The following is a 13341-nucleotide window of genomic DNA, read 5'->3' as shown; positions in this document are numbered from 1 at the left end:
ATGAACGCCATGACGAGTGAGCGGACGGGCAGCCCGGCATGTGCGACGGTGAGCCTTGGCAACTACCGGTTTCGCGACTTGCCGGACCCGAGCAAGTGGGCCGATTGTGTCCATTGCGGCATGTGTTTGGAATCGTGTCCGACGTATGAACAGACGGGCCAAGAGCAGCACTCTCCGCGCGGCCGTGTCCATTTAATGAAATCGGTCGGTGAAGGAAAGCTCGATTTAACGCCTGATTTGCTCGATCCGATCTTTACGTGCCTAGACTGTCGCGCTTGCACGACGGCCTGTCCAGCCGATGTCGATGTCGGCGGCCTCATTGAACAAGTGCGCGGCCAGCTCCGCCAGGCGGTGCCGCTCACTGGATGGAAAGCGCTTGTGAGCGACTTTTTCTTAAAAGGGGTGTTCCCGCATCCGTCACGCCTTGATTGGTTTGGCCGTCTGCTTCGGTTGTACCAAAAAAGCGGGCTGCAGGCAGTGGCGCGCAAAACGGGATTGCTGCGGGTGATGCCGGATCATTTAGCCGAAATGGAGGCGATTTTGCCGGCTGTCGGCACGCCGGTGCGCCAAAAGTACAAGGATCAGCCGCTTATTAAGGCGAAAGGGGAAACGAAGCGGACGGTCGCGATGTTGACCGGTTGCGTGATGGATGTGATGTTTAGCGATATTAATGAGGCAACGATCCGCGTCTTGGCGCGAAATGGAAACGATGTCGCCATCGTGCCGAACCAAACATGTTGCGGAGCGCTTCATGTGCATGCCGGCGACCGCGAAACGGGCCGGAAGCTCGCCAAGCAAAACATTGAGGCGTTTGCCGATGTTGACCATGTCATTGTCAACGCCGCCGGCTGCGGCTGTATGCTGAAGGAGTATCCGGAACTGTTCCGCGACGATCCGGAATGGCATGAAAAAGCCGAACAGTTTGCCGCCAAAGTCGAAGATGTGTCGAAGTTTCTGCATGATACAGGTTTTGAGCCGCCGAAAGCGGAGTTGAACGTGCGTCTCACATACCATGATGCGTGCCATTTAGCCCACGGTCAGGGCATCCGTCAAGAGCCGCGCGCGCTGATCGGGAGTATTCCGGGCGTCGACATGGTGGCGATGCCAAATGCCGACCGTTGCTGCGGCAGCGCCGGGATTTATAACATCACCCATCCGGAGATGGCGCAAGCTGTGCTTGCAAGCAAAATGCAAAATGTGCCGCAAGATGTGGAGCTCATTTCGATGGGCAATCCGGGCTGCATGTTGCAAATGGCGCTTGGCGTCATGAAACACGGCCGAAACCAAAAAATCGTCCATACGGTGCAGCTGCTTGATTGGGCGTATCAAAAAGAGGAAGGGAAGGACGTGCGCATATGAGAAAACGGGCCATTGCAACGAACGACCCGCACATTCGGGCGCTCGCCGGCATCGTTGGGGAAACGGCGATTTTATACCGAAAAGAGGATTTAATCGCCTATGACTGCGACGGGTTTACCGTCCATCGCCATTTGCCAAAGGCGGTCGTATTCCCAAACAGCACGGAACAAGTAGCGGCAATCGTCAAATATTGCCATGAACACGAGTTGCCGTTTCTTGCTCGCGGCGCCGGCACGGGATTAAGCGGCGGGGCGATTCCGTTAAACGGGGAAGTGGTGATCAGCTTAACGCGGATGAAGCGGCTTTTGCATGTCGATTTGGAAAACCGGCGCGCCGTTGTCGAGCCGGGGTTTGTGAACTTAAAGCTGACGAACTCAGTCGCCCACCGGGGCTATTACTATGCGCCTGATCCGTCAAGTCAATATTGCTGCACGATCGGCGGCAATGTCGCCGAAAATGCCGGCGGTGCCCATTGTTTGAAATATGGGGTGACAACGAACCATATTTTAGGGCTGGAAGTCGTGTTGCCGAACGGGGAAGTGATCGAAATCGGCGCAAACGGCGTTCCCGACCCGCCGGGCTACGATTTGCTCGGGCTGTTAACCGGGTCGGAAGGGACGCTTGGCATCGTGACGAAAATTACGGTCCGCCTGCTGAAAAATCCGGAGGCGAAACAGACGGTGCTTGCCTATTTTGATGAGGTGGAAGATGCAAGCCAAACCGTTTCCGACATTATTTCCGCCGGGATTGTGCCGGCAGCGCTCGAGATGATGGACCAAACGGCGATCGAAGCGGTTGAAGCGGCAGCGTTTCCGGTCGGGCATCCGAAAGACATCGCCGCGCTGTTGCTCATTGAAGTGGACGGCATTTCCGCCGGAATTGACGAGCAAATCGACGATATTTTAGCCATTTGCCGCCGCCATCGTGTGCGCGAAGTGAAAGTCGCCCAGTCAGAGGAAGAACGGGGGCGCTGGTGGGCGAACCGGAAAACCGGCTTTGGCGCCATGGGAGCGATTTCCCCGGATTATTTAGTGCAAGATGGCGTTATTCCGCGCAGCCGGCTGCCGGAAGTGTTGAACGACATTGCGAACATCAGCCGCAAATACGGGCTTAGGATTGCTAATATTTTCCATGCTGGCGACGGCAATTTGCATCCACTTGTGTTGTTTGATGCGAGCAAGCCTGGGGAGACAGAGCGGGCGCTTGCCGCCGGAAGTGAATGTTTGCAGGCGTGCGCGGCGGTTGGTGGGTCGATCACCGGCGAACATGGCGTTGGCATCGAGAAAAAAGAAGAGATGCGTTTCATTTTCACCGATGAGGAAATTTTGGCGCAAACGGCGATCCGCGACGTGTTTAATCCGAAAAACTTGCTCAACGCCGGCAAGCTGTTTCCGACGCCGGGACGGTGTGTAGAGACAAAACGGACACCGTCGACAGCAAAATGAAAATTTTACAAAAATGATTGCCAGTCATTTCGTTTCATGGTATGATCTTTTTAGACCATTTAAGAAACAGTGTTTTGCAATAAGAAACAAGAAGGGAGAAAGGGAACGATGGCCGAATATGTTCAAACCGGGACGATCCAAGTCGCGAAAGTGTTTTATGATTTTGTCAACGGGGAGCTTCTGCCAAACAGCGGGCTTGACCAAGACAAGTTTTGGCGCGATTTTTCCGTGCTTATTGCCGATTTGACGCCGCGCAACAAAGAGCTGCTGGCGCGCCGCGATGAGATTCAAGAAAAATTGAACGAGTGGCATAAACAGCGCCGTGGCCGCTTCGATTTTGACGAGTATAAAGCGTTTTTAACGGAAATCGGCTATTTGGAGCCGGAAGTCGAGGACTTCGAGATTACAACAGAAAATGTCGATGATGAAATTGCCGTGCAGGCCGGGCCGCAGTTGGTCGTGCCGCTCACGAACGCCCGCTACGCGCTAAACGCCGCCAATGCCCGTTGGGGCAGCTTGTATGACGCGCTGTACGGCACCGATGCCATCAGCGAAGAAGACGGTGCCACACGCGGTTCGTCGTACAACCCGGTGCGCGGAGCGAAAGTCATCGCTTACGGGCGGAAGTTTTTGGATGAGGCGGTGCCGCTTGCCGAATATTCCCATCAAGACGCCGTTCAATACGCGGTCGTTGATGGGCGGCTTGTCGTGACGATCGAAGGCGGGGCGACAACAGGGCTCAAGGAGCCGGAAAAATTTGTCGGCTTCCAAGGCGAACCGCAAAACCCGGCATCGGTGCTGTTGAAAAACAATGGCCTTCATATCGACATTCAAATCGACCGCGAGCATCCGGTCGGCAAAACGGACAAAGCGGGTGTGAAAGACATCATCTTGGAAGCGGCGGTGACGACGATCATGGACGGCGAAGATTCCGTTGCCGCTGTCGACGCGGAAGACAAAGTGCTCGTCTACCGCAACTTGTTCGGCTTGATCAAAGGCGATTTGACAGCGACGTTTGAGAAAAACGGCAAACTGCTGACGCGGGCGTTAAACTCGGATCGCGTATACGAAACGCCGGATGGCGGAAAGCTTGCGCTGCCAGGACGCTCGCTGATGTTTGTACGCAACGTCGGCCATTTGATGACAAACAGCGCCATTTTGGATGCCAACGGCGAGGAAGTGCATGAAGGGATCATCGATGCCGTCATTACGAGTTTGATCATGAAACACTCGCTCATCGGCAATACCCGCTATTTGAACTCGCGCAAAGGTTCGATTTATATCGTCAAGCCGAAAATGCACGGCTCGGCCGAAGTGGCCTTTGCCAACGAGCTGTTTGACCGGGTCGAAGATATGCTTGGCCTTGAGCGGAACACGATCAAAATCGGCGTCATGGACGAAGAGCGGCGGACGTCGCTCAACTTGAAAAATTGTATTTACCAAGTGCGCGGCCGCATTGTCTTCATCAACACCGGCTTCCTTGACCGGACGGGTGACGAGATTCATACATCAATGGAAGCGGGGCCAATGCGGCGCAAAAACGATATGAAATCGTCGGCATGGCTGCAGGCGTACGAAAAATCGAATGTGGCAGTCGGGCTGGCTGCCGGATTCCGCGGCCGGGCGCAAATCGGCAAAGGGATGTGGGCGATGCCGGATTTGATGGCTGAAATGTTGAAACAAAAAGGGGCGCAGCTGAAAGCGGGCGCCAACACGGCATGGGTGCCTTCGCCGACGGCCGCCACGCTCCATGCGCTTCATTACCATCAAGTGAATGTCGCTGCCGTGCAAAGCGAATTGGCGAACGAGCGGGCTGATTACCGCGATGACATTTTGCAAATTCCGGTTGTCGATCATCCGCAATGGACGGCAGAAGAAATTCAAGAAGAGATTGACAACAACTGCCAAAGCATTTTAGGCTATGTTGTCCGCTGGGTTGATCAAGGGATCGGCTGCTCGAAAGTGCCGGATATCCATAACATCGGGCTGATGGAAGACCGGGCGACGCTTCGCATTTCGAGCCAAATTCTTGCCAACTGGCTTCACCACGGTATTTGCACGAAAGAGCAAGTGCTTGAGGCGTTCAAGCGAATGGCGAAAGTCGTCGACGAACAAAATGCCGGCGACCCGAACTACCGCCCGATAGCGCCAAATTATGACGATTCGGTGGCGTTCCAAGCGGCGTGCGATCTCGTGTTCCTCGGCTATGAGCAGCCAAACGGCTACACGGAGCCGATTTTGCACCGCCGCCGTCAAGAGGCGAAGGCAAAATTCGCAGCCGTTCAGCAATAAACGGCGCCGCACAGCAAGGAGCAAGGGCGACAGCGCCCTTGTTCCTTCCTGCTTCTACAAATCAGAAAATTCAATAAATAGGAAGAAAGGGGGCCGCTCCTAGTTACTACTACTGGCCGGTTGCCGAACGCAAAGCAGCACGGAGGCGAAACAAGGGAAGGAAATGGGGTTAGTAGCTAGGGATTAAGGATGGAACATTTAAGGGAAAAAGCGTTGCTTGTCCATCGGCAGGCGAAAGGAAAATTATCTGTCGAATTAAAAGTGCCGGTCGTCGATACAAATGACCTAAGCCTTATTTATTCGCCAGGTGTGGCCGAGCCATGCAAGGAGATTGTCGCTAACGAAGAGGAGATGTATAGCTATACAGTCAAAGGTAATTTCGTCGCCGTTGTCTCGAACGGCACCGCGGTGCTCGGGCTTGGCAATATCGGCGCGCGGGCAGCGCTCCCGGTGATGGAAGGGAAAGCCGCTTTGTTTAAAGCGTTCGCCGGCATTGACGCCGTGCCGCTTTGTCTCGATACGGAAGATCCGGATGAGTTTATCCAGGCCGTTAAACTGCTCGAGCCGACGTTTGGAGGCATCAATTTAGAAGATATCGCAGCGCCGGCCTGCTTTGTCATTGAGGAGCGGCTGCGCCAAGAAATGACCATTCCGGTGTTTCATGATGACCAGCATGGCACAGCCATTGTTGTGGCGGCTGGACTGACGAACGCGTTGAAAGTGGTTGGCAAGCGGCTCGCCGATTGCCGGATCGTCATTAACGGCGCCGGTGCGGCCGGGGTGGCGATCGCCAAACTGCTGTTGTCGATGGGAGTCGGCGATCTCGTGATATGCGACACGAAAGGGGCTATTTACGAAGGTCGCCCGCACGGCATGAATGCGCTAAAGGAAGATTTGGCGAAACAAACAAACAGGGAGCGTGCGGTCGGAACGCTCGCGGACGTAATCAAGGGTGCCGATGTGTTTATCGGTGTCTCGGCCGCCGGCGCGTTGACACCGGCGATGGTTCAGTCAATGAACCGCGGGGCAATCGTGTTCGCCCTCGCTAATCCGGTGCCGGAAATTATGCCGGAGGAGGCCAAAGCCGCCGGTGCCGTCATTGTGGCGACCGGGCGGTCGGATTTGCCGAATCAAGTGAACAATGTGCTCGCATTCCCCGGCATCTTCCGCGGTGCGCTTGATGTACGGGCAACGCAAGTGAATGAGGAAATGAAAATCGCTGCTGCCGAAGCGATCGCCGGGCTCATTCAGCCGGAAGAGTTAACCGAGGAATATGTCATCCCGAATCCGTTCGACCAACGCGTCGTAGGGGCCGTCGCTTCCGCCGTCGCCCGTGCCGCCATCGAAACCGGGGTAGCCCGGCATGCGGTGAATAGTCAAGAAAAAAATCGCGTCAGAGAGGGGTAACTGTTGATGAAAATCGCTCGTTTTATCGCCGATGGGACGGTTCGTGCCGGTGTGGTGAGCGGGGAGGTCATACGTGAAATCGAAGGCGATGTGTTTGACGCTTGGGACTACACGGGAAATGTGTTTCGCTGCGATGACGTTTCACTTGTGGCGCCGCTTGTGCCGCGCCATGTGATCGGCATCGGCGCCAATTATGTGGCAACAAGCGACCAGCTTCCGCCCGAACTGCCGGACATTCCGGTCTTTTTCTTTAAACCATCTTCATCAGTCATCGGTCCAGAAGCGGATATTGTGATTCCGAGCGGAGTGGGCGAGGTCAAATTTGAATCGGAACTGGCCGTTGTCATCGGCAAAGAGGCAAAATCGGTGAGTGAAGAAGACATTTGGGCGCATATTTTTGGCTATACGGTTGCCAATGATGTCACCGCGCCACAGTTTTTCCATCCCGATGGGCATTGGACGGTCGGAAAGTCGTTTGATACGTTTACCCCGCTCGGACCGGTCATTGAAACAGAGCTCGATCCAAGCCTAGTGTCAGTGAAGGCCCGGGTTAACGGCGAGGAAAAGCAAAACAGTCCGACGGCGCTCATGATCATTTCCATCAGCAAAATGATTTCCTATTTGTCCCATGTCATGACGCTGCAGCCGGGTGATGTCATTTTAACCGGGAGCCCGGTTGGCGCTGAACTGGTCGGCCCGGGAACCGTGATTGAGTGTGAAGTGGACGGCATCGGCACGCTCCGCAACACGTTCGTCGCCGCCAAAGCGCCGGCCGTTTCCCTCCGGCAAGGGTAGTGTGTCCTTTTCCGTCGTTTAGGAGCGGCGGGCATTGGTTTAGCGACTGACGTGACACGCCGCCGGTTTCTGTGCACGCCGCCGTTGGGAGGACCGAACGGTCTCTGTGGCGCGTGTTGCACAGTGGCCCTGCAAACGCCCGGCCGTTCGTGTATAATAGCGAGCGGAGAGAACAAATCGAGGTGAACATAATGGAAAGAGAAAATATGGTCAAATCCGTCAGCCGGGCGCTGCAAATTATTGACATCGTCAGCACGAAAAAAGATGGGTTGGGCGTTACGGAAATCGCCAAACAAATGGACATTAACAAAAGTTCCGTGTACCGCATTTTAACGACGCTCGCCCAATACGGCTATATCGAACAACATCCGGAAACGGAGCGGTACAAACTTGGCTACAAGTTTTTAGAGATTAGTTCGAAACTGCTTGATTCAATCGATTTGCGCCAAGAGGCGAAACCGTATTTGCGCCAGCTTGAAAAAGAAACGAATGAAGTCGTCCATCTTGTCGTCTACGACCAAGGGGAAGTCATTTACATTGAAAAATTGGAAGGAACGGAAACGCTGCGGATGCATTCCAAAGTGGGCAAGCGGGCGCCGATGCATTGCACGGCGGTCGGCAAGGCGATTTTGGCTTACTTGTCGCCGGCAGTGGCTGCCGAGATCATTGATCGGAAAGGGCTCCCAAAGCATACTGATTTGACGATCACCGACCGTGAGGCGTTTTTTCGTGAGCTTGACACCGTCCGGCAAAATGGATATGCGCTCGATTTGGAAGAAAATGAATACGGCATCCGTTGTGTAGCGGTCCCGATTTTTGATTACACCGGCAGCGTCGTTGCTGCTGTCAGCGTCTCCGGCCCAACGATCCGCATGACGGACGACCGCATCGCCGGGCTCGCTATGCGCATGCGTCAGATCGGCAAAGAGCTTTCCGCCCGGCTCGGCCATCGGCCGGCCCATTCCGTCCAGCTGTAACAGCTGGACGGTTTTTTTAGCTTAGCACGCCGGGGAAAAAAGGGAGGCAAGATGCGAGCCGCAGGAGCCTTTGTCGTATTTTTCCCTCTCGACCGGCACGGAAGACAAAGGGACAGCCTATGTTTTTTCTAGTGAAAACACGAGAATGCATGTAAAATAGAACCGAGGTGATTGGCAACGTGAAAAAACAGACGCTTTCCGAATGGATTGAACAGCTTCGCCAAGATCCGAACGTCGTCTATTGGCACGAAATGGAGACGAAACAAGCCGATACGGTTCCGTTTCCGGCCGGACTCGACGTGCGGCTGCGTGCAGCGCTCGAAGCGCGCGGCATCGCCTCGCTTTACACACACCAGGCGGCAGCGTACGAGACGGTGCGAAGCGGACGGAACGTCGTCGCAGTGACACCGACCGCATCCGGCAAAACGCTCTGTTACAATTTGCCTGTGCTGCAAGCGATCGCGGAGGCGCCGGAAAGCCGTGCCCTTTATTTATTTCCGACGAAAGCGCTCGCCCAAGATCAAAAAAGTGAATTGAACGAAATCATCGCTGCGATGGGGGCGCCGATTTACAGCTATACATATGACGGCGATACGGCACCGGCGCTGCGGCAAAAAATCCGTCAAGCCGGCCATATTGTCATCACCAATCCGGATATGCTCCATACCGCCATTTTGCCGCACCATACGAAATGGATGTCACTGTTTGAACAGTTGCGCTACGTCGTCATCGACGAACTACATACGTATCGCGGCGTGTTTGGCAGCCATGTGGCGAACGTCATCCGTCGCTTGAAGCGGATTTGCGCTTTTTACGGCAGCCGGCCGACGTTTATTTGCACCTCAGCGACGATCGCCAATCCGCAGGAGCTGGCCAGCCGGCTGACTGGCGAGCCGATGACGCTCATTGACAACAACGGGGCGCCGCGCGGGCGGAAACATATCGTATTTTACAACCCGCCAGTCATCGAGCGGGCCATGAACGTCCGCCAAAGCGCGACAAAAACGGCGGTTGAACTGGCGCGGCAGCTGCTTGTCAATCGCATTCCGACGATCGTGTTCGCCCGCAGCCGCGTCCGGGCCGAGCTCATTTTGAGCCATTTGCAGACGGCGGTGAAAGAACGGATCGGGGGAACGACGATCCGCGGCTACCGCGGCGGCTATTTGCCGAATGAGCGGCGCGCCATTGAAAAAGGGTTGCGCAGCGGAGAGATTATCGGCGTCGTCAGCACAAACGCGCTCGAACTCGGCGTCGATATCGGCCAGCTGCAGGCGTGTATTCTCGCCGGCTACCCGGGAACGATCGCCAGCACGTGGCAGCAAGCCGGGCGCGCCGGACGGCGCCATGGCGACTCGCTCGTCATTATGGTGGCCAGCTCAAGCCCGCTTGACCAATACATCGTCTCCCATCCGGAATACTTTTTTGCCCGTTCGCCGGAGACAGCCCGCATTAACCCTGACAATATGCTTGTTTTGGTCGATCATCTGAAATGTGCGGCATATGAACTCCCGTTTCGGCGCGGCGAGACGTTCGGCGGCGTTGAAGTGGAAGAAGTGCTTGACTTTTTGGTCGACCAAGGAGTGCTTCACGAACGGGCCGGGCGCTGGCATTGGATGAGCGACGCCTTTCCGGCGCAAAACATCAGCTTGCGTTCGGCGGCGCAGGAAAACGTGGTGATCATCGATATTTCAAACGTAGCGCGCCACCGTGTCATCGGTGAAATGGATCGCTTTAGCGCCATGACGCTGCTCCATGAAGAGGCAATTTACCTGCACGAAGGGACGCAATATCAAGTTGAAAAGCTTGACTGGGAGGAAAAAAAAGCGTACGTCCGCCGGGTCGATGTCGAATATTTCACTGATGCCCATTTAGCTGTACAGCTTGATGTGCTGTCTGACGACCGGAGCAATGATCGTGGACTGATGGCGGTGCACTACGGCGATGTGTCCGTCCGGGCAATGGCGACGATTTTTAAAAAGCTGAAACTATCGACGTTTGAAAACATCGGCTCAGGGCCGATCCGCCTTCCAGAAGAAACACTTCATACGTCAGCAGCATGGTTCGAATGGAAGGCCGTGCCATCAAGATTTTCCCCGGCATTGTTTGAACAGTTGCTTGTCGGCATCGCCAGCGTGCTCAGCCATCTTGTTCCTATCTTTGTGATGTGCGACCGCTCGGATGTTCACGTCGTGCCACAGCTGAAGGCGCCGCACTCCGGCCGGCCGACGATTTTTCTTTATGACCGCTATCCGGGCGGTGTCGGCTTATCGGAAGCTGTATTTGAACGACATGAAGAAATGCTTGAGCGCGTAAAGGAATGGGTGACGCGCTGCCCGTGCACAGATGGCTGCCCTTCATGCATCGGCGTTTCCGAAACGGCCGGGCTGCCGATAAAGCGGGAGCTTATACGGTTTTTAGATGAACAGCTTGCGGAATAGAACGGCTCGCTTGTTTCGCACTGCTGTTGTGAAGAAAACTAGACAGCGTTGGACTTAGGTGTCATGGGGCGGGGAAACGAGGCAGCTTCTTTGAGCGTTTACACGCTAAAAGACAGAAAGAGAGCGGGCGGAAAGGAGGGGGCGAATGAAACCGAAGCTATCGCAATGGAAAGAGCTGCTTGCCGCCCGGCATAAAAGGAAGGCGGCGGATGAACAGAACGAAGCGGAACCGGACGAACGCGTGGGGACGGACGTGCCGTTTGTAGAGGTTTGGCGGGAATACGGGGTGGAGCCGTATTGGTTTGCCGGCGATTATTGCCTCATTCGGGAGACGGTGTATCCGCTTGATCATGGGCACGGCCGCTACCGGCTCGGGGCGTTGCATGATGTACATCGGCGCTGGCAGGAGGCGCCATTTTCCCACCCGCTCTCGTGCCGCGGGTTTGCCATTGGCGACTTATTCTTTTTTGACACCGAAACGATGGGGCTTTCAAGCGGAGCGGGAACCGTCATGTTTCTGCTCGGCCACGCCCGCGTCCTCGGCGACCGCATCATTGTCCGCCAACACCTTTTGCCGCACCCGGGGGCAGAGGTGGCGCTATATCAAAGCTTTCTATCGGATGTCAACTATACGACTCTCGTCACTTATAATGGGAAGGCGTTCGACTGGCCGCGGCTGAAAACGCGCCATGCCCTTGTCCGCGATATGGTGCCGAAGCTGCCGGCGTTTGGTCATTTTGACTTGTATCACGCCGCTCGCCGCTTATGGAAGGATAAACTCGACTCGCTTCGCCTAGCGGAGGTGGAACGGCATATTCTGCACATTGAGCGTGATGGTGATGTGCCCGGTTTTTTGGCGCCGATGATATATCAGGCGTTTTTGCAAACGCCTCATCCGGATCGGATCATGCCGGTATTGCGCCATAACGAACATGATGTGTTGTCGCTCATTGTGCTCTACATCCACTTATCCATTCAGCTGCTTGAAGCGGGGCAGCTCCCTGATCCGCGGGAACAGCTGGCCGCCGCCCGTTGGCTCGAAGCCGTCGGGGAAACGGCGGCTGCCGCGGGCGTGTATGAACAGGCGGGCAGCAAAGAGGCGAAGGAAGCGCGGGAGGCGAAATGGCAACTGTCGCTTTTGCACCGGAGAGAAAAACGCTATGAAGAGGCGGTTGCCATTTGGCGCGACTTGTTCGATCACGGAAGCGGCTTTTGGAAGATGAAAGCAGGTCTTGAGCTGGCGAAAGCGTATGAGCATCATTTCCGCGATGCGGCCGAAGCGCACCGCTATGCGGCTATGGCGTATGAAGCATGGCGATCGCTCGCCAAGGCGAGCCGGCAAAGTGTAGAAAAAGATGAACAGGAGTGGCGCAAGAGGCTTGAGCGGTTGGCGCGCAAGAAAAAAGGGGTGGAGAAATGACAGGCTCATTTCCCTGGCAAGCGCAAAATGTGACAGAAAAGCAAAAAAATCTTGCCTTTTTGCTTCGAATCTTGTAGAAAAAAGAAAAAATGTGTACAATGGCATCGGGATGAATGAAAATGATGGCAGGGAGAAGAACACAATGCGGAGCATGTACAAAAAAGTTTTGTACCTCTTTTTTATTGTTGTCGGCTTGACGTTTGTCGTGTTCAATTATGTGTATTAACGTGTTGAGCTAGGCGCGGTGATTTACGCACGTTTTCCTCGATGCGGCTGTGGAGCGGACGAGCTGCGCAGCGCCGCGGGGATGGGGGAACAGGCGCAGCCGTACAGCAGAAATAAAATGGGTATCTATACTAGTACGTGTTCGTCCTCTTCGTCATAGGCTAGTATTGTCAATCAACAGTCTAGACGATGAAAGGAGAAGGATGCCATGCATTGCCCACCATACGTGACGGCGCCGATCGTCCACCCGCCTCAATGCTGTGTCAAACATCATTTCCAGGCAACGGTTGTGCCGCATATCCATCCGTCGCATACAACGCACGTTTATCATCAACTGTATGAACATCGTCATTACTTCCCGCACACGGAATCGGCCGTTGCTCGGGCTGCCAACCGTCACTTGTATTGTCCGGGGCCGATGCCGCCGTTTCCAGCTGGATATTAGACGCGAAAACAGAGGCCGCTTCGTCGGCCTCTGTTTTTTCGCGGCGGACGGCCAGCGCTGCCGGCTGCGCCCGCCTTGGCGGGAGAACGGTTTTTCGACGCAAGAAGGAAGGGGCCTCCCTATTGCCATGCTGTACGGCTCCGCGATTTAGGCAGGGCAGACGTTAATTGACAACCGGCGTAATTTCTGAAAAAATAAAGGAAAGATGATTGTTGAATGCGGATTGGGGTGAAAAGCTATGTCGGCCAATCAGGTGAAACTGACACCGAAAGACATTTTGGAAAAGGAATTTAAAGTAAACATGCGGGGGTATAACCAAGACGAAGTAGATCAATTTTTGGACATCGTCATTAAAGATTACGAGGCGTTCCAACAAGAAATTGACGAGCTGCGTCAAGAAAATATCCGGCTGAGGCGGCAAGTGGAAGAGTTGCAAAAGCGGCCGGCCACATCGGCGGGGACGACGAACTACGATATTTTGCAACGCCTCTCCAATTTGGAAAAACACGTGTTCGGTCGGAAGCTGTATGAATAGACG

General features: G+C 54.9%; 10 protein-coding genes. All 10 read left to right on the top strand.

Annotated features, from left to right (window positions below):
* Positions 1-1359: a (Fe-S)-binding protein gene (locus ACTVDO_RS08440; protein ID WP_020959676.1), complete on the top strand. Its 1359-nt coding sequence runs from the start codon at positions 1-3 to the stop codon at positions 1357-1359.
* Positions 1356-2804, top strand: a complete 1449-nt coding sequence (locus ACTVDO_RS08435) for an FAD-linked oxidase C-terminal domain-containing protein (protein WP_020959677.1) — start codon at positions 1356-1358, stop codon at positions 2802-2804. The genes ACTVDO_RS08440 and ACTVDO_RS08435 overlap by 4 nt, the downstream gene beginning before the upstream one ends.
* Before the next feature lie 108 nt (positions 2805-2912).
* Positions 2913-5096: a malate synthase G gene (locus tag ACTVDO_RS08430; RefSeq protein ID WP_020959678.1), complete on the top strand. Its 2184-nt coding sequence runs from the start codon at positions 2913-2915 to the stop codon at positions 5094-5096.
* 189 nt (positions 5097-5285) lie between these two features.
* Positions 5286-6503 (top strand): NAD(P)-dependent malic enzyme, encoded by a 1218-nt coding sequence (locus tag ACTVDO_RS08425; RefSeq protein ID WP_020959679.1) that lies wholly within the window; start codon positions 5286-5288, stop codon positions 6501-6503.
* 6 nt (positions 6504-6509) lie between these two features.
* A complete protein-coding gene (locus tag ACTVDO_RS08420; RefSeq protein WP_020959680.1) occupies positions 6510-7298 on the top strand; it encodes a fumarylacetoacetate hydrolase family protein in 789 nt (262 codons plus the stop codon).
* Positions 7299-7489: 191 nt separating this feature from the next.
* Positions 7490-8275, top strand: coding sequence for an IclR family transcriptional regulator (locus ACTVDO_RS08415; protein WP_020959681.1), 786 nt, complete (start codon positions 7490-7492; stop codon positions 8273-8275).
* A 179-nt stretch (positions 8276-8454) separates the two neighbouring features.
* Positions 8455-10713, top strand: a complete 2259-nt coding sequence (locus ACTVDO_RS08410) for a DEAD/DEAH box helicase (protein WP_020959682.1) — start codon at positions 8455-8457, stop codon at positions 10711-10713.
* Positions 10714-10858: 145 nt separating this feature from the next.
* Positions 10859-12133, top strand: coding sequence for a ribonuclease H-like domain-containing protein (locus ACTVDO_RS08405; RefSeq protein WP_020959683.1), 1275 nt, complete (start codon positions 10859-10861; stop codon positions 12131-12133).
* A 433-nt stretch (positions 12134-12566) separates the two neighbouring features.
* Positions 12567-12803 (top strand): CotD family spore coat protein, encoded by a 237-nt coding sequence (locus ACTVDO_RS08400; protein ID WP_071990879.1) that lies wholly within the window; start codon positions 12567-12569, stop codon positions 12801-12803.
* Positions 12804-13041: 238 nt separating this feature from the next.
* Entirely contained in the window at positions 13042-13338 is a 297-nt protein-coding gene (gene gpsB / locus ACTVDO_RS08395; RefSeq protein WP_020959685.1) for a cell division regulator GpsB, read from the top strand.
* Positions 13339-13341: the final 3 nt, after the last annotated feature.

Origin of the sequence: Geobacillus sp. BK01 (assembly GCF_052220245.1) — a bacterium.
GTDB lineage: Bacteria > Bacillota > Bacilli > Bacillales > Anoxybacillaceae > Geobacillus.
The sequence above is the reverse complement of the archived record's forward strand: the minus strand, read 5'-3'. Positions and strand labels throughout refer to the sequence as shown.

Bases quoted from the DNA above. Each gene is read 5' to 3' on its own strand.
- ACTVDO_RS08420 (WP_020959680.1), top strand. From the start codon at position 6,510: ATGAAAATCGCTCGTTTTATCGCCGATGGGACGGTTCGTGCCGGTGTG.
- ACTVDO_RS08400 (WP_071990879.1), top strand. From the start codon at position 12,567: ATGCATTGCCCACCATACGTGACGGCGCCGATCGTCCACCCGCCTCAA.
- ACTVDO_RS08405 (WP_020959683.1), top strand. From the start codon at position 10,859: ATGAAACCGAAGCTATCGCAATGGAAAGAGCTGCTTGCCGCCCGGCAT.
- ACTVDO_RS08435 (WP_020959677.1), top strand. From the start codon at position 1,356: ATGAGAAAACGGGCCATTGCAACGAACGACCCGCACATTCGGGCGCTC.
- ACTVDO_RS08440 (WP_020959676.1), top strand. From the start codon at position 1: ATGAACGCCATGACGAGTGAGCGGACGGGCAGCCCGGCATGTGCGACG.
- ACTVDO_RS08430 (WP_020959678.1), top strand. From the start codon at position 2,913: ATGGCCGAATATGTTCAAACCGGGACGATCCAAGTCGCGAAAGTGTTT.
- ACTVDO_RS08425 (WP_020959679.1), top strand. From the start codon at position 5,286: ATGGAACATTTAAGGGAAAAAGCGTTGCTTGTCCATCGGCAGGCGAAA.
- gpsB (WP_020959685.1), top strand. From the start codon at position 13,042: ATGTCGGCCAATCAGGTGAAACTGACACCGAAAGACATTTTGGAAAAG.
- ACTVDO_RS08415 (WP_020959681.1), top strand. From the start codon at position 7,490: ATGGAAAGAGAAAATATGGTCAAATCCGTCAGCCGGGCGCTGCAAATT.